15 protein-coding genes and 1 CRISPR repeat array are annotated in these 17,489 nt (G+C 49.5%); of the genes, 5 read left to right on the top strand and 10 right to left on the bottom strand.

All coding sequences use genetic code 11. From position 1 onward, the window contains the following. The first annotated feature begins 200 nt into the window (after positions 1-200). Entirely contained in the window at positions 201-1,208 is a 1,008-nt protein-coding gene (yejK, locus tag AB3Y96_RS14220) for a nucleoid-associated protein YejK (protein ID WP_367299495.1), read from the top strand. A gap of 108 nt (positions 1,209-1,316) precedes the next feature. Here the strand turns inward: yejK and rplY are convergent, their stop codons facing one another. The 3 genes from rplY to AB3Y96_RS14205 form a co-directional block, all read right to left on the bottom strand. Next, a complete protein-coding gene (rplY, locus tag AB3Y96_RS14215) occupies positions 1,317-1,601 on the bottom strand; it encodes a 50S ribosomal protein L25 (protein ID WP_004089547.1) in 285 nt (94 codons plus the stop codon). 146 nt (positions 1,602-1,747) lie between these two features. Continuing rightward, complete coding sequence (locus AB3Y96_RS14210; RefSeq protein ID WP_367299494.1) at positions 1,748-3,508, bottom strand: DEAD/DEAH box helicase; 1,761 nt, start codon at positions 3,506-3,508, stop codon at positions 1,748-1,750. A 22-nt stretch (positions 3,509-3,530) separates the two neighbouring features. Beyond that, on the bottom strand, positions 3,531-3,770 hold the full coding sequence (locus AB3Y96_RS14205; RefSeq protein ID WP_367299493.1) for a YecH family metal-binding protein: 240 nt from the start codon (positions 3,768-3,770) through the stop codon (positions 3,531-3,533). Positions 3,771-4,082: 312 nt separating this feature from the next. Between AB3Y96_RS14205 and rsuA the strand changes: the two genes are divergently transcribed. Both rsuA and AB3Y96_RS14195 read left to right on the top strand, forming a co-directional pair. Next, positions 4,083-4,805, top strand: coding sequence for a 16S rRNA pseudouridine(516) synthase RsuA (gene rsuA / locus AB3Y96_RS14200; protein WP_367299492.1), 723 nt, complete (start codon positions 4,083-4,085; stop codon positions 4,803-4,805). 109 nt (positions 4,806-4,914) lie between these two features. Further along, positions 4,915-6,126 (top strand): Bcr/CflA family multidrug efflux MFS transporter, encoded by a 1,212-nt coding sequence (locus AB3Y96_RS14195; protein ID WP_367299491.1) that lies wholly within the window; start codon positions 4,915-4,917, stop codon positions 6,124-6,126. Positions 6,127-6,234: 108 nt separating this feature from the next. On the opposite strand, the gene AB3Y96_RS14190 is transcribed toward AB3Y96_RS14195, so the two are convergent. Continuing rightward, on the bottom strand, positions 6,235-6,558 hold the full coding sequence (locus AB3Y96_RS14190) for a hypothetical protein (protein WP_072309977.1): 324 nt from the start codon (positions 6,556-6,558) through the stop codon (positions 6,235-6,237). Between the two features lie 489 nt (positions 6,559-7,047). Further along, positions 7,048-7,256: a CRISPR direct-repeat array (repeat unit 29 nt; unit sequence GTTCACTGCCGTACAGGCAGCTTAGAAAA). Between the two features lie 125 nt (positions 7,257-7,381). On the opposite strand from AB3Y96_RS14190, the gene AB3Y96_RS14185 reads away from it, so the two are divergent. Together AB3Y96_RS14185 and AB3Y96_RS14180 are read left to right on the top strand one after the other, a co-directional pair. Further along, positions 7,382-7,834: a DUF3828 domain-containing protein gene (locus AB3Y96_RS14185; protein ID WP_072309978.1), complete on the top strand. Its 453-nt coding sequence runs from the start codon at positions 7,382-7,384 to the stop codon at positions 7,832-7,834. Between the two features lie 668 nt (positions 7,835-8,502). Beyond that, complete coding sequence (locus AB3Y96_RS14180) at positions 8,503-8,898, top strand: YejG family protein (RefSeq protein WP_367299490.1); 396 nt, start codon at positions 8,503-8,505, stop codon at positions 8,896-8,898. A gap of 70 nt (positions 8,899-8,968) precedes the next feature. Here AB3Y96_RS14180 and yejF read toward each other — a convergent pair whose 3' ends face one another. The 6 genes from yejF to AB3Y96_RS14150 all read right to left on the bottom strand — a co-directional run bounded on the left by yejF (position 8,969) and on the right by AB3Y96_RS14150 (position 17,295). Continuing rightward, entirely contained in the window at positions 8,969-10,588 is a 1,620-nt protein-coding gene (gene yejF / locus AB3Y96_RS14175; protein ID WP_367299489.1) for a microcin C ABC transporter ATP-binding protein YejF, read from the bottom strand. A gap of 1 nt (position 10,589) precedes the next feature. After that, positions 10,590-11,612, bottom strand: coding sequence for an ABC transporter permease (locus AB3Y96_RS14170; protein WP_367299488.1), 1,023 nt, complete (start codon positions 11,610-11,612; stop codon positions 10,590-10,592). Further along, a complete protein-coding gene (locus AB3Y96_RS14165) occupies positions 11,612-12,709 on the bottom strand; it encodes a microcin C ABC transporter permease YejB (protein ID WP_072309981.1) in 1,098 nt (365 codons plus the stop codon). The genes AB3Y96_RS14170 and AB3Y96_RS14165 overlap by 1 nt, the downstream gene beginning before the upstream one ends. Before the next feature lie 11 nt (positions 12,710-12,720). Beyond that, on the bottom strand, positions 12,721-14,547 hold the full coding sequence (locus AB3Y96_RS14160; protein ID WP_367299487.1) for an extracellular solute-binding protein: 1,827 nt from the start codon (positions 14,545-14,547) through the stop codon (positions 12,721-12,723). A gap of 230 nt (positions 14,548-14,777) precedes the next feature. Then, entirely contained in the window at positions 14,778-16,370 is a 1,593-nt protein-coding gene (locus tag AB3Y96_RS14155; protein WP_367299486.1) for a cyclic di-GMP phosphodiesterase, read from the bottom strand. A 289-nt stretch (positions 16,371-16,659) separates the two neighbouring features. Beyond that, complete coding sequence (locus AB3Y96_RS14150; protein WP_072309984.1) at positions 16,660-17,295, bottom strand: flavin reductase family protein; 636 nt, start codon at positions 17,293-17,295, stop codon at positions 16,660-16,662. Positions 17,296-17,489 lie beyond the last annotated feature (194 nt).

The raw sequence follows: 17,489 nt of genomic DNA, 5'->3' as shown, positions 1-17,489 counted from the left end.
AGCTTCTCAGACTGACAAAGTGCCATATCTTACCGTATAGGCGCGTGATTTTCCGCTCTTTTATACGTTTGTTGCGTTATTGATTATACCTTAGCTCTCACCATTGAATTCATCAATATGCGATGGCCGCTTGCGAGCGGGTATCAACAGTGTTTGAATACGCCATCAAATGTGTCCGAGGCGAAAGGGGAGAAGAAAAAATGAGTCTGGATCTCGAACAGATTGCGTTGCATCAGTTGGTTAAACGCGACGAACAACAGCTAGATGTGGTGCTGCGTGATTCTTTGCTGGCAAAAAATGCCGCAGTAGAAGAGATGATGGCCGAGCTGCACCGTGTGTATAGCGCCAAAAGTAAAGCCTATGGCACCTTCTCCGCAGAGAGCGAGCTGGCAGAGGCATTACGTAACTATCGCCGTGGCAACGAAGATTTTCTAGCGTTCAGCCGCGCCGCAACCGGCCGTCTGCGTGACGAGCTGGCAAAATACCCATTTGCCGACGGTGGCGTGGTGTTGTTCTGCCAATATCGCTATCTGGCGGTAGAATATTTGCTGATTGCGGTGCTGAACAGCTGTAGCAGCATGCGTGTTAATGAAGAGTTAGATATCAGCAGCACCCACTATTTGGACATTATGCGTGCCGATATTGTGGCACGTGTCGATCTGACCGAGTGGGAAACCAATCCTGAATCTCACCGCTATTTAACCTTCCTGAAAGGCCGAGTCGGGCGAAAAGTCTCTGACTTCTTTATGGACTTCTTGGCAGCCAGCGAAGGTTTAGACACTAAAGCGCAAAACCGTGGCCTGTTACAAGCGGTCGATGATTATTGCGCCGAAGGCCAGCTCGATAAGAACGAGCGTCAGGCCTATCGCCAGCAGGTATATAGCTACTGTAATGGACAATTGCAGGCCGGTGAAGAAATTGAGCTGGAAGCGTTAGCGAAAGAAATCCCCGCCGTGGGCGAGAAAGACTTCCAACAGTTTACCGCCGAGCAGGGCTATGATTTGGAAGAGAGTTTCCCTGCCGATCGCAGCACGCTGCGTCAGCTCACCAAAATGGCGGGCAGCGGCGGCGGTTTGACGATTAATTTTGATGCCATGCTGCTGGGCGAACGCATTTTTTGGGATCCGGCGACGGACACGCTCACCATTAAAGGCACTCCGCCGAATCTGCGCGACCAGCTACAGCGTCGGAGCGGTGGCGGAAATTAATCTTTCCCGCTGCATTTAAGACAGAAAAATAAGACAAAAAAAACGCCGCAATTGCGGCGTTTTCTATTTCAAAACGTTTTATTCAAACAAACGTGATTCAGTCGGCGATTAAGCGCGAACGAAGTCAACGTGAGTCAGTTTACGTTTGAACGGGTGACGCTGAACAGCTTGAACCTTAACTTTGGTTTCTTTGCCGTCGATCATCAGAGCGATTACTTGTTCGTAAAAGCCTTCTTTCTCTTGCATGTTCCAAGTAGTGTCGTGATCGATTTCTACGGCTACTGGCTCTTGGTTTCCGCCATAAACGATAGCAGGGAACTTACCAGAAGTACGCAGGCGGCGGCTCGCACCCTTACCCTGCTCTTTACGTGCAGTTGCTTCAATAGTGAACATAATTGTATCTCTATATAAAATTTAGACCTGTTACAGGCGACCCAGCAACAGGCAGGAGATTCTGCTTTTAATAGTAAAAGCGGGCGACATTCTAACGAAATACGGGGCTTACGGCAAATATATCTGCCCGCTCATTGTTGCAGTGCCTAACCGCTAAGAGGATCCGCTTTGCGATAGCGGCCTTGATAATCGAAAACTTTTTGTCTGATCTGCCAAAACCGGCCCTTCATTCGGGCGACAACAAAATCGGGATAACGCAGTTTATCTTGCTGCGCCACGATGTCCGCCGCCTTTTTCCAAACCAGCTCAATGCCGGGCGCGCGCTGGTGCGGGCGCAGGAATAGTTGCATAAATGCGGTGCGCTGGGCGGGGGTATTAAGACGAAAACGCTCGCTCACGTCAGCGCCGTCTTCGTCGTAATAGGTGATCGACAGCCATTCGCCTTTATCATCTTCGCCATGCTGAAGCCGCATACCGCCGCAGCGCAGCACCAAGGCGTCTTTAAGTTTCAGCGCTTCTTTCAGCATGTCGTCGGGATCGACGAGTACTTGGTTGCATTGATGGCAGCGGCGTGCCGCAATATCATTTTCCGCGCCACAGTGCGGGCAGGTTTTAAAGCGGAAGCGATAGTCACACTGCTCGCGCCCGCCTTCATCGTCTTCTAGCCAGCCCTGACAGCGGCGGCCATAGTGTTCGATAATATCGCCATTTTCCGTGGTCTTACCCCAGAACGTGTTGGCAAAGCCGCAGCCAGGACAAAATACCTGCACCGGTTGGCTGTCGCTGTGCGGTTTGGTGGTGCCGACTTCAGGGGTAAACAGATCGTGTGGATTACCCGCGTAATCGAGGATTAAGCAATCCGTTTTCCCCGGCGATAGGCGCAGGCCACGGCCAACAATTTGCTGATACAGGCTGATGGACTCGGTGGGACGCAAAATGGCAATCAGATCGACATGCGGCGCATCAAATCCGGTAGTGAGCACGGCAACGTTCACCAGATACAACAATTCTTGGCGCTTAAAAGCATTAATAATGGCGTCACGTTCGTCGCCCGGCGTTTCGGCGCTGACCAGTGCAGCCTGTTCCGGTGGCAGCAAACCGTGAATTTCGCGCGCGTGCTCAACGGTGGAGGCGAAAATCATCACGCCTTTACGCGTGCTGGCGAACTCCATGATTTGGCTAACAATATGCGGCGTTATGCGCTGTTGATCTTTTAATTCTCGGTTGAGATCGACTTCGCGAAATAGCCCATTGCTACTCGGTTCTAATCGGCTGAAATCGTATTGCACTACCGGCATGTCCAATCTTTCCGGCGGCACCAGAAATTGGTTTTTAATCATGTAGCGCAGCGGTAATTCGTAAATACAATCACGAAACAGGCTGTTGCTATCGCCGCGCGTGATGCCGTGATAGTGATACTGATATATCCAGCCTTTGCCAAGACGATAGGGGGTTGCCGTTAATCCTAATAAACGCAGCTTCGGATTATTATTGCGTAAATGCTGAAGAATTTGCTGATACTGGCTGTCATCGCTGTCGCTGATACGGTGGCATTCATCCACGATCAGCAGCGAAAATTCGCCGTCAAACAACGGAAGGTTACGTGCCACCGACTGCACGCTGCCAAAAACCACTTTTCCGCTGCTCTCTTTTTGCTGTAAACCGGCTGAAAAAATATCGGCCTCTAAACCATAGGCACAGTATTTGCTGTGGTTTTGCGCGACTAACTCTTTGACGTGGGCTAAAACCAGCACGCGGCCGCGCGCGATTTTCGCCAGCTCAGCGATCACCAGGCTTTTTCCCGCTCCGGTGGGCAAGACTATAACCGCAGGCTCTTGGTGTTTTCTAAAATGCGCGATGGTGGCTTCCACCGCCTCACGCTGATAAGGACGAAGTGTAAAGGCCATTAATATGTCATCAACAATATAATCAGTGCTGGCAGATTTTGCTGCTGTGGGTATTAAAACCACTGTCGCTAGGAATAAATTTGCCGCGAGATGCTAAGAATTCCACCAACTGAGCGGCCGTTAAATCCTGCTGTGAACAGGTATGAAAGCGGGCATCGGCGCCAAAACGTTGTTCGATGGTGGCAACTAAACTTTCTGTTGAAAATTGCTCGCCGGACTCAATCATCATGTTTAAAACTTCATGACCGTGAATAGATGGCATATGAGTAATTCCTGTGATTTATATTCGATGAAGGACGTCATTATACCGCATGATGCCGGAGAGCGTCGTTTAGCAATTCAGCCCGCAGGCTAACATATCGCCAAGCAAACAATGCCGCACGTGCTTTGAGCCGAATGGTGTGAATTAAACTACGCTTAAGATAGGCGTGAGGGTGAAGAGTCGCTATAATCCGCGGTTCTTCTTTGGTTTCCAAACGATGCCCGCATATTAAGGCCGTCCTTTATTCAGACAGCCATACTGCGTGCGCACAATGAAACCCTCCGATTCTTATAGAAATACAAAGCAGGTTCCATGCGACTGGACAAGTTTTTATCTCAGCAGTTAGGTATCAGCCGTGCGCTGATCGCCCGAGAACTGCGTGCTAAACGCGTCACTGTAGACGGCGAAGTTGTAAAAAGCGGTGCGCACAAGCTCACCCCAGAACAAGAAGTGGCCTTTGATGGTCAGGTGCTGGAACAGATCCACGGCCCGCGTTATTTCATGCTGCACAAGCCAGAGGGCTATGTGTGCTCCACTGACGATCCCGATCACTCCACGATCCTGTACTTCATTGAAGAACCGTTGGCGGAGAAACTGCATGCGGCAGGGCGTTTGGATCTAGACACCACGGGACTGGTGCTGCTGACCGACGATGGTCAGTGGTCGCACCGCATTACATCGCCAAAACACCAGTGCGATAAAACCTATTTAGTGACGCTGGAACATCCGCTGGCCGACGACACCGCAGAGCAGTTTGCTCAGGGCGTGCAGCTGCACGGCGAGAAAGATCTCACCAAGCCAGCAACGCTTGAGCAGCTAGAAGCCAACGTGGTGCGTTTGACGATCAGCGAAGGCCGTTATCATCAGGTAAAACGCATGTTTGCGGCGGTGGGTAACCGCGTGGTGGAACTGCATCGCGAGCGCATTGGCACCATCGTGCTGGATGAAGATTTAGAACCGGGTGAATATCGTCCTCTGACCGAGGAAGAGATTGCCAGCGTAGGTTTGCCTGCTGAACTGTTAGCGAAAGATTAATTACCCGTCATACTTAACGTTGTTTCTGTGCTGGCGGCACGCGTTTGCCGCCGTGGCGCGACGCTAGCTATTTTGGGTATACATTATTTATTAAAAAGGAAGATGCTGCGTGCAGACACCCCGTAGTTCCCATCTTGGGTTGATCCTGATCCTCGGTTTGTTATCAATGTTGATGCCATTGGCAATCGACATGTATTTGCCGAGTATGCCGGTGATTGCCGAACAATTTGGTGTGCCGAGTGGTGATGTACAGATGACGCTGAGCGCCTACACGCTGGGCTTTGCATTTGGACAAATGCTGTATGGCCCAGTGGCTGACAGTATTGGGCGTAAGCCGGTCATTATGTATGGCACGCTGTTCTTCGCCTTGGCAGGCGCTGCGTGCGCCATGGCGCAGTCGGTTGATCAGCTCATTATGATGCGTTTGATCCACGGTTTAGCCGCTGCGGCTGCCAGCGTGGTGATCAATGCGCTGATGCGCGACATGTTCACCAAGGATGATTTTGCACGCATGATGTCGTTTGTGGTGCTGGTGATGACTATTGCGCCGTTGCTTGCACCTATCATGGGTGGGGCGCTGCTGATTTGGTTTAGCTGGCATGCGATTTTCTGGGCGATGGCGGGGGCAGCGCTTTTGGGCACCGTGCTGGTGGCGTTTTTCATCAAAGAAACGCTGCCCAAAGAGAAACGACAAAAGTTTCGCTTACGCACAACGCTGGGTAATTTTGCCTCGCTGTTCCGTCATAAACGCGTGCTGTGCTACATGTTAGCCAGTGGCTTCTCTTTTGCGGGGATGTTCTCCTTCCTCAGCGCGGGGCCATTTGTTTATATCGATCTTAACGGCGTATCGCCGCAGCATTTCGGCTATTACTTTGCGCTGAATATCGTCTTCTTGTTCATTATGACGCTGATTAATAGCCGCAACGTACGCCGATTTGGCGCGATCAACATGCTGCGTTTCGGTCTGTTGGTGCAGTTTGTTATGGGCATTTGGTTGGTTATCACCGCAGCGCTGGGCTTAGGTTTCTGGTCGCTGGTGATTGGCGTTGCCGCTTATGTTGGCTGTATCGCGATGATCACATCAAACGCGATGGCGGTGATCTTGGACGATTTCCCTCATATGGCGGGAACCGCATCCTCGCTGGCAGGAACGCTGCGTTTCAGCCTGGGGGCCGTTGTTGGAACGCTGCTGGCGCTTGCTTCTGCACAAAGCGAATGGCCGATGGTGAGTTCCATGTTCCTGTGCATCTTTGCCGCAATGATGCTGTTCCTGTATGCCTCAACACCTTCTAAGGCTAGCAATCGTATCGATCCTGCCTAAGTGTTTTGGCTCCCCGCTGATGAAAGCCGGCGGGGAGACTATCAACAATCACTGAGCTAACAATCGATGCACCAACAATCGCCGCACCAACAATTGCCGCATCAACAATCACACGGCTTTATTTTGCATATGCAACAAACGTGTATTTGCTTGTTCGCACAGAGCCAGCAATGCAGGGATCAGATGAGCTGATGCTTTCAGCCAGGCGCTAACCTGCGCCAAACTCTCCTGCGGAATTTGAACGCCATTCTCAAGCGACTCCCCTAAATACGATAACCCCTGACACAAGCCTTCAGCCGACTCTGCGGCAACACCGCTGAGATCGCAAAGCTGGGTGTCACTCAAATTATCAAAACGGAGATCGGCAATCAGGGCACGAAAAATGGTGATCGAGTCGTCTTGGTGTGCTGCATCATAAATAGATTGGGTCATTTTAAACCTCGAGAGTGACTTAATTAATGACTACCACTGAGACGCTAAACTCGGGTGGCAGCTCAGATAGGGTTAGCGTCACCGACACTCTCGAAATCAGTGCTTCTTGCGAAGCCCCTGCCTGAGCCACCATATTAGGGTGAATCTAAGCGCACTCCATTATTATGGCATAGTGCTGTCGAGAGATGTATTGCGGAACGCTAATTCCGACTACGGATTTTTCCGTAGCCAGAAAACTATATGCTTGTGATTTCAACAATGAAACGGGCTGGATGCATTTACAGTGAGTTACTGTTAGATATGGAATCAACTTCTCGAAAATTGGGGGGTAAAATGCAAAAAAAATCTATTTTTCAGCCAACCCTTTTTTTTCACCTTCCTATAACCCATTGATTTTATATAAGTGTTCATAGGGAACATAAAAAAGGTTATGCAGTAAAAAATGAGTTACGGATCTGATTATTCGAAGCTTTATGCGAATATTCTACAGTTCACTGCCGTACAGGCAGCTTAGAAATCAGCAGCTCGATTATAGTTTCCATTCTGGTGGTTCACTGCCGTACAGGCAGCTTAGAAAAATATTCAGTTCCATAGTTTTCTTTCGCTTTGGTTCACTGCCGTACAGGCAGCTTAGAAAAGACTATCGAGGCTGAATGCGACGGGTTCTCCGTTCACTGCCGTACAGGCAGCTTAGAAAAGTGCTAGAGCCGTTGCCAAAGCTATCGAGGCAGGCTGGATTTAGGGAGGCGAATGGTCAGCCGGAACCTAGTGATGTCGCAGTCATCGAGCTAATACCAGAACATCCACACGGGCATTATTGATTATGAATAATTCATTGATATTACTATTTTTTATTTCTTCATTCTCCTTTGCTTCAAGCGATATTAACAACGCCACAAAGGTGGCTCTAGAATTCAACCAATGGTATCTGCAACAGATTGAAAAAGATGTCTATCCGCTGCTGGGGAGTGGTAGTCCAGAAATGAATGAATACGTAACCGCTGAGACGTTGAGAAAGCTGCACAAGGCAGTGAATAGCGATGATGAACTCTATGATGCCGACTTTTTTACTCGCTCACAGGACATTGGGACTGACTGGCCGAAAAATGTCACCGTGGTTTCTTCCGATCTCGATCCGGTTTGCCTGAATGTTTATGTTGCTTATGGGAAAGATATGTCTCACACGATCATTGACTGTATGGTTAAAGAGGAAGGGAAGTGGAAAATCCAGTCGGTAGCGCAGCAAGCTATTGTGCCAAGCGAGAATCTCAAATAACCCTGTAGCTACTTTTATTTACTGCCGTTTAGTTTGCTTAGCAGAGCAGCGAACGGCATTACTACATGTTTTTCCATTAATATTCATCCTCGCAAACACCTGCCATACAAATAAAAGCAAACGCTTTCCTAAATTATAAATCCCTGTGAAAACATAACCGTGCTAACTATATTTTTCGTGCGGTTTTGTGGTGAGTTTTTCATTTTGTTAACAGTATTTTTTACGAAAACAGATAGAAACCCTTAAAAACAAAGAAAACATTAAAACTATTAATTATTTAACTATCATTTAATATTGTTTTAAAACAAATGATTAGCTAATTTCTTTGATCGAGATTCAGGGAGTTATTGTATTTCTTATGTAAATTGAAAAATACGACAAAGTAATTAAAATGAAACAAAAATGGTTGTGGTAATAAAGAGAAAAGTATACATATAACCGCAGCAACAGAACTTCCTCCCATCGTGGTATTTCTGAAGAAAAAATGGGGTAGTGCCAGATTGATCGTTGTTTCGGTCGTTTTTACTTCGGTGTTACCGAAATGTAATAAACAGAACCACAATAAAATGACGATTAAGTCATCAAATAGCCTAAATAGTGCGATCTGTGGTTTACGATGTGAGTTTTTTGTGAAAAAATTGTAGTTAGTTTTTAATCAGGGTAAAAATGTGAATAGTTTCCAGCTTTCGATAGTCCACCGGTTGCCTCAAAGCTACCGCTGGTCATCAGGGCTCACCGGCGTACAGGTTGAACCCATTTATTTGGCGAAAACGACTGGCGCTGAGAATACGGACGTTAATAATACTGTTATCGATAATAACGTTATTGATAATAATAGTTTGATTGGCCTAAAACTCCTGAGTGAAGAGGGAGAAGCAGCATGGCAAATCATGAAACGTCTGAATCAGTCTTTACAAGAGATGCAGGTAAACTGCTCTGTCGTTGAGCTTGACGGTGAACCTTGTCTGTTTGTTCATCTTGAAGATGAAAGTGCGGCTATGTGTCGCCTAAAAAACGTCGGTGTGGCCATTGCTGAACCGATTATCGCCCAGTATCCGTTCTGATCGTTGTGAAAGGCGTTTAGGGCAGAATACCGGCACGCCCATCAGGCTGCCGGTGTTTAGATCAACGTGCCTATTTTTCCTGTACCGGTGTGTCTGCAAACGCAAGCAACTGCCGAGTGTAATCTTGCGCGGGGCGAGCAAAAACCTCGGCGCAATCGCCGTGCTCAATCACTTTTCCATTACGCATGACCATCACCTGATGGCACAGCGAACGTATCACCTGTAGATCGTGGCTGATGAACAAATAGGTGAGCTGATGGCGCTGCTGAAGTGTTTTCAGCAGCGCTAAAATTTGTGCCTGCACCGACCTGTCTAGCGATGATGTGGGTTCATCCAGTATCAGCAAACGCGGCTCAAGAATAAGCGCGCGTGCAATCGCAATGCGCTGACGCTGCCCGCCAGAAAACTCCGTAGGGTAGCGATGCCGCGTTTCAGGATCGAGTCCAACTTCATTCATGGCGTTAATCACGCGCTGTTCGCGCTCCTGCGCGCTGAGCTTCTGATGAACCTGTAACCCCTCGGCAATGATTTGCTGTACGTTTAAACGCGGATTCAGCGCCGAGTACGGGTCTTGGAAAACCACTTGGATCTGGCTGCGATACGGCTGAAGCTGTTTTAAATTCAGCTTATGCAGCGGCGTGCCTTCAAACCAAATCTCACCCTCTGAGGGAAGCAAGCGTAATAACGCCAGCCCGGTGGTGCTTTTACCTGAGCCAGACTCTCCCACTAAGCCTAAACTTTCTCCGCGACGCAAAGTGAAACTAAGCTGATTCACAATGGCGTTATAGCCGATCGTGCGGCGCAGAATGCCCTGCCGAATAGGAAAGCGTACGCTGAGATCTTTGACTTCCAGCAGCGTCTGCGTGGGCTGTGGGAGCGCAACGGGATCGCCAGAGGGAATGGCATCAAGCAGTTGTTTGGTATAGGGGTGCTGCGGAGCGGCAAACAGCGACCGGCATTCTCCAGTTTCCACAATGTTGCCGTTACGCATAACGGCCACGCGATCGGCTAAGCGCTTCACGATGTTGAGATTATGGGTGATAAACAGCATTCCCATATTGAGCTCCTGCTTGAGCTCTGCCAGCAGTTCTAAAATTTGCGCCTGCACGGAAACATCCAGCGCGGTGGTGGGTTCATCGGCAATCAGCAGTTTAGGGCGGGTTAAAATCGCCATCGCGATCATGATGCGCTGACGCTCGCCGCCGGAGAGCTGGTGCGGGTAATCACCAAGACGTTTTTCTGGCGAACGGATCCCAACGCGCTCTAAGCAGCTTAGAATTTCAGCGCGCGCTTGAACTCGGCGCATCCCCCTGTGCAGGGAAAGCACTTCGGCCAGCTGTTTCTCTATGCTGTGTAAGGGATTGAGAGAAACCATGGGCTCTTGAAAAATCATCGCGATTTCATTGCCGCGTATGCTGCGTAAATAGGGTTCTGTAGCGTGCAGCAAAGATTGGCCGTTAAACAGAATATCCCCTTGAGGATATTCGGCTGGGGGCGATGAGAGCAGGCGTAAAATCGACAGCGCGGTCACACTTTTCCCTGAGCCTGATTCCCCAACCAAGGCGAGCGTTTCCCCCGCGTTGATCTCTAGCGAAACGCCGTTGACCACTGGGCGAGTCACTTCACCGCTGCGAAAACAAATATTCAGATCGCTAATGCTGAGCAGTGGATGCTGTGAAAGTTTAGCCATATCAATTCACCTTCGATGGGTCGAAGGCGTCGCGTACCGCCTCGAATATAAAGATCAGCAACGACAGCAAGATGGCCAGCACGGCAAATGCGGTAATGCCAAGCCACGGCGCTTGCAGGTTATTTTTACCTTGTAGCAGTAAACTGCCGAGCGACGGAGAACCGGTGGGCAAACCAAAACCTAAAAAGTCGAGTGAGGTGAGGGTGGTAATGGCGCCGCATAGAATAAACGGCAAAAAAGTCAGCGTTGCGACCATCGCGTTGGGCAGCATATGGCGCAGCATGATGGTGCGGTCGCCAACGCCCATCGCGCGGGCGGCGCGGATATAATCGAAGTTTCGCGTGCGTAAAAACTCTGCGCGCACCACGCCCACGAGCCCCATCCAGCCAAAAATCACCGTTATCGCCAGCAGCCACCAAAAGTTAGGCTGAACCACGCTCGAGAGCAAAATAATCAGGAATAAGGTGGGCATGCCTGACCAGACTTCGATAAAACGCTGTCCGATAAGGTCGACTTTCCCGCCGTAAAATCCCTGCGTAGCGCCCACGGTAATGCCAATCACGCTAGAAAGCACCGTCAGCATCAGGCCGAATAAAATAGAAACTCTGAGCCCGTATAACACCTGCGCTAAAATATCGTTGCCGTTTTCATTGGTGCCGAGCCAGTGCTGAGCAGACGGCGGTGAAGGAAATGGCACCTCGGTGGCGAAATTGATGCTGTTGTAGCTGTAACGGATGGGTGCCCAAATCGCCCAGCCATGTTGCTCAATATTGCTACGGATCAGCGGATCTTGATAATCGGTAGCGGTTTTGAAATCGCCGCCGAACGTGGTTTCAGGATAGTTGACCAAAAATGGCGTGTACCACCGTTGGTCATAGCGCAGCACAAGCGGCTTGTCGTTGGCTATCAGCTCTGAGCCTAAGCTCATGATAAAAACCAGCAGGAAGATCCACATTGACCAATAGCCACGGCGATTGGTTTTAAAACGTTGCCAGCGAGCCTGATTGATTGGATTGAGTTTCATCAGTGGCGAGCCTCGAAGTCAATACGCGGGTCGACCAACGTGTAGGTGATGTCGCTGATGATATTCAGCAGTAATCCCAGCAGGGTAAAGATATACAGCGTACCGAACATCACCGGATAATCACGCTGCAAAATGGCGTCATAGCCTAGCAATCCCAAACCATTAAGCGAAAACATCACTTCGATGAGCAATGAACCGGTGAAGAACATGCTGATGAAGGTGGCGGGAAAGCCCGCGATAACCAGCAGCATGGCGTTACGGAACACATGGCGATAAAGGATCTTTTTCTCATCTAGCCCTTTGGCGCGCGCGGTAACTACGTATTGTTTGCGAACTTCATCCAGAAAGGAGTTTTTGGTTAGCATGGTTAAACTGGCGAAACCGCCGATCACGGTGGCGAGCACCGGCAACGTGATATGCCAGAAATAATCAGTAATTTTGTCATACCACGATAGCGAGCTGAAGTTGCTGGAAACTAAGCCGCGCAGCGGGAACCAATCCCAATAGCTACCGCCAGCAAACAGCACAATCAGCATGATGGCAAATAAGAAAGCAGGAATGGCGTAGCCGATGATAATGAGCGTACTGCTCCAGGTATCGAACCGAGAGCCGTTGTGAACGGCTTTGCGAATGCCCAGCGGGATCGACACCAGATAAATGATTAAAGTGCTCCATAACCCGAGGGAGACCGACACCGGCAGGCTTTGCTTAATCAACGACATCACGGAACCGCCACGGAACAGGCTGTCGCCGAAATCAAAGCGAATGTAGTTCCACAGCATATCGAAGTAGCGCTGGTGGAGCGGCTTGTCGAAGCCGAAGCGCTTTTCGATTTCAGCGATAATCTGGGGATCGAGCCCTCGAGCGCCGCGATATTGGCCTTCGCCCACGTTGCTGGCGGCAATGCCCGTGTGTGCAGCGCCAATATGCTCAGCGCCGCCGGCACCAAAACCGGCGTTTTGCCCCATTTCGATATTGGCGATGGCCTGATCAACCGGGCCACCGGGCGCAATTTGCACGATAAAAAAATTAATGGTGATGATAGCCCACAGGGTGGGAATAATCAGAAGCAAGCGGCGAATAAGATAAGCGGTCATCAGAACACCTCTTAACGCCGTTGCTGCGGTAGATTCGCCGCACGGTTGATGTCATACCACCATGTATCGAAGCCGAGGTCGTATGCCGGGCGCAGAGCCGGCATTGAGAATTTATCCCAGTAGGCGATTCGGTCGTGGTTGGAATACCACATCGGCAGCATGTAGTAATTCCACGTCAGCACGCGGTCTAAGGCGCGTCCGAGCGAGAGTAGGGCGTCTGGCTGACCCTGATGGCTAATGATGTTATCGATCAGGCTATCGACGGCGGGGTCCTGCACGCCCGCGCTGTTCCACGTTGAGCTGATGTAGTCCGAGCGCCAAAGAATTTTCAGCGAAGGATCAGGATAGTTCATGCCGCCGTATACGGTAGGGAACATATCAAAATCACGAGATCGAACGCGGTTGCTGTATTGCGAGGTATCGACTTCACGCAGGTTCATTGTGATACCGAGCTTCTCCAAATTGTGTTTAAACGGCATGACGTATTGGAAATTGCTGCTGCTTGGCAGTAACAGCTCAAAGACAAACGGTTTACCCGTAGTTTTGTTGACCAACTGCTGGTCTTTTATCGTCCAACCCGCATCTTCTAACAGCTTGGTGGCCTTCAGTAGATTGTCGCGGTCGTTGCCGCTACCGTCGGTGGCCGCAGGTTGATAAACCTGATTGAACACTTCCGCCGGAATTTTGCCTTTCAGCGGTGCCAGCCATGCCAGCTCCGCCGAGTCAGGATAGCCGCGCGCGGCATATTGGGTATTTTGGAAGTAGCTGTTGGTTCGCTGATAGGCATCGTAATACAGCGCTTTATTCATCCATTCGAAGTCAAACGCCAATGAAATTGCTTCACGCACTCGCCTATCGCTAAAAATAGGACGTTGAGTATTGAAGGCTAGCCAGCGTGTATCCTGCGCAGACTGGTTGGTTTCGTCGGATTTTACAATGTAGTTTTTGGCAAAGTTTCCACCGGTATACTGCGTCGCCCAGTTTTTTGGCGATGTTTCCATGCGGAAGTCAAAAGCGCCTGCTTTGAAGGCCTCTAAGGCCACTTTGTCGTCCAGATAATAGTCGTAGCGGATGGTGTCGAAGTTATATTGGCCGCGGTTGACCGGCAGATTAGCCGCCCAATAGTTAGTGACCCGCGCGTAGGTGACGAACTGACCGAGGCGATAATCAGAAATACGGTACGGGCCACTGCCGAGCGGCGGCGTATTGAGCGGTTCGGATAGCTTGTGGTTTTTCCAGAAGCTCTCTGGCATCACTTTTAAGCCGCCAATCAGGCTGAGCATCATCTCTTTATCGGGTTTAGGAAGTTCAAAGCGTACGGTTAATCGTGAAATCGCCTTAACTTTTACGCCTTGGTAGTAGATCCGATATTGCGGCACGCCTTCGGTCATAAATTTATTAAAGCTGAACTGGACGTCCTGCGCGGTGATCGGGGAGTTGTCTTGGAAACGCGCGTCGGCGTTAATGTTGACCTCTGCCCAACTGAACTTATCGTCATAGCGTACGGTTTCGCCAATCAGCGGATAGTAGCTGCCAATTTCATCGGCAGAATTGGTAAACAGCGTGTCGTACAGTTGATTGGCGCGTACCGCAGGGTGGCCGCGTGATGCGTAGCTATTGAAATTGTCGTAGGTACCCAGCGCAGAAAGCGTAATATCGCCACCCTTGGGCGCGGCGGGATTCACATAGTCGAAGTGAGTAAAGTCACTGCTGTATTTGGGCTCACCTAAAATAGCAAAAGCGTAGCTTTCGTTAATGACGTCGGCGCGAAGGTTGAAACTGAAGGCGGCCACAATGGGAACCACCGTGCACAAGGTCTTCAGAAGGCGCGAGTACATGAATGTGTTAGCTCCTGCTTAACGCCTAGAAGGCTCTAGACATATATGACATATCAATCAGATCATCAATGGATGCGCGGTGCAGCGATATGTGTGACTACCGCGTTTTACGCCACTGAATGCTCCGCAACCCTGCGGATGTACCAAGAATAGCAATGTTATGCCAAGCAAGGGATAAAAGTTTCAATTCATTGCACTTTTTGTTCGGTTTTCTATGCCAACGAGCTTCTTTAGACCGACTCGCCGTTGACGTGCATTTGAGAACAATCACGCAGTTGATAGTAATCGCGCAGTTGTTCTAACGGAATCGGGCGGCTGAAGAGATAACCCTGTAAATAGTCTACATGGCGCTGGCGTAGGTATTCTGCCTGCTCCTCGGTTTCTATTCCTTCGGCAACGATTTGTAGTTTTAACTTTTGTGCCAGCTCCAGAACCGCATCTAAAACCGGCGCGGTGACGGTTTCTAGGCCGATAGAGTTCACAAAGCCGCGATCTATTTTCAAATAATCAATTTTGTAGCGCTGGAGATAAATCAGCGCACTGTGGCCGGTGCCGAAATCGTCAATGGCCAGCTCAATGCCTGAAGAGTGCAACCAATCGAAAATTTTCTCAGCGCCGCCGTCTTGCACCATGCTGCGTTCGGTAATTTCAAACAACGGTATGAAATGCTCGGTGGGCATCAGATCGAGGAAATGGCGCACGTCGGTTTTAAAACTGTCTAGCGTCATATGCAGAGGAGAAATATTCAGCCCTAACTTGGTACCTTTAGGCACGACATCGATCAGCCGGTGCGCGTCATGAGCCGCCAGTTCCATAATGTGCTGGGTCAAACGAACGATAAGCCCTTCAGATTCGCAATAGGGGATAAACTCATCAGGAGGAACCAACCCGAGTTTAGGGTGTTCCCAGCGCACCAGCGCTTCAAATCCTGCCGGTAGCAGAGTCTCTGAGTGGATCACTGGCTGGTAAACAAGGAAAAACTGGCCGCGCTTGATCCCTTGCAAAATGTCACGATCGAGTCGTCTTTGCTGCGATAGCACATAGAAGGTGATCAGCCACGCAACCATGGCGACGAGCAAGGTGACTAGGCCGAGCAGGCCTATGTCGCCTGCTGATAAAGGGCTGCCATAAAGGCGGAAGGTAAAGCGGTTCTTTTTGTCCTGCATAATAATGTCGGGATGAGCAGGCAGCGCGCTTTCAGCAACGATTTTGGGCTCAAAGGTGCTGATAGCGCGATCTTTTATGGTTAGCGCGAGGCCCGAAATAGTACGTTCACGACTAAAAAACAGCATATAGGGCGCGGGATTGATATCCAGCGTCAGCAACACGCCGGTGCGGGTTCCATCACCGATAGAGTGCCAAAATGCAATCACGGGGCGGTCGGGAACCAGCGGCGTTCCCTGCTGTAGCACCATGTCTGAATCACGATTCAGGTCAATCTTGGGATAAATTTTTGATGCCGGTGCTGACATGCTATGGGTGACGCTTGAACAAACGGCAATGCCGTCTCGAACCAGAATATAGGCCCGAACACCGCCGCTGAATACGGCTTTGCTGGCTAAGGTATCTACAATACTCTCGCAGTCGAGCGCGGTAAGAGGAAGGAGTGAGACCATCTTTTGGTCTAAATCATCAGCCAAATGTGTGGCGTACATCAGCCCCGTTTTTGCCAATTCATACTGCTGGTTTTGGCGTTGGTGCTGTATGGCATGCCCAGCCAGAATAATGAAAATGATAGCAACCAGAGCCGCAACTAATGTTGATATCAAGATACGTAATGATGCTGAAACGGGCTTTCTGTACAAGGCTGAGGGTAACACCATGCCGCTGTTCCTGGATAAATTCGGGTCCTGAATAATTTTCGGAACACCTGTCGCTATAGATTAGGATTTTTCTAAACAGAAAATATGATATTTCCATTAATAAATACAGGGATATTTCTTTTTGATATGAATAATTCGATTGCGAGGGGATTAATTAAAAATGTATATTTAATGTGAATTATAGTGATGAACAGTAACCCTCGATTTAGCTAACTTGCTGAAGCCAAATATATTTAATATAAAAGGCTTCATATATCTAATTGTGTCTTTTTTAACCGGCTGAAACGTTTTATTTTATTATCGGCCGGAACATATCAAAGCGGTTTTCATCACTGATAGCATAGTAGGCTGATGGGCCTCCGGCTCGCAAAATAGGCTTTGCCGCTGCGGTTTGATATACGCCCTGAGCGTCGAGTAGGTTTTCCGCGATATGAATACCAATGACTTCTCCTAATACCAACCATGAATCAAATGGCTGGCCATATTGGTCTTGCAGCTGAATACACTGCGTCAGTTTACACTCAAAGTTCACTGGGCTTTCCGCCACGCGTGCGGCTTTTACCCACTGGCTGGCCAGCATATTCACGCCGGAAAATATAAATTCATCCTCCCCGCGAGGGAGTGCCGCCGAGCTTTGGTTCATGGCTTCCGCCGTTTCCATCGTCGCCAGATTCCAGACAAATTCGCCGGTTTCATTAATGTTTGCCACGCTGTCTTTCCAGCCGCTGCTGGCGAAACCAATCACCGGTGGATGGTAGCTGAAGCAGTTGAAAAAACTGTAGGGAGCCAGATTGTGTTTGCCATCGGCGCTGATTGAGCTAATCCAGCCAATGGGGCGAGGGCCAATAATGGCATTAAGCGGATCGTGGCTTAATCCATGCCCCTGGCGAGGCTGGTAGCTGTAATACTCAAAGGGTGAAGACATATGACATCCTTACGCATTGAACAGAGTTAGCAACAGCTTACAGTATAAATAGGTGAAGATTGGTGCTATCGGTGTGGCTGTGTTGGCTCTGCGCCTTAACGCAACGCCAGCCATTTAGGGTATACTCCGGCTAATTTCCCTATTTTATTCCTCTGACCGACGATGCTTGCGGCCGTTAGGCGGCAAAGCGTATA

This window comes from Hafnia alvei (genome assembly GCF_964063325.1).
Classification (GTDB): domain Bacteria; phylum Pseudomonadota; class Gammaproteobacteria; order Enterobacterales; family Enterobacteriaceae; genus Hafnia; species Hafnia alvei_B.
This window is presented reverse-complemented; position numbering and strand designations above follow the sequence as displayed.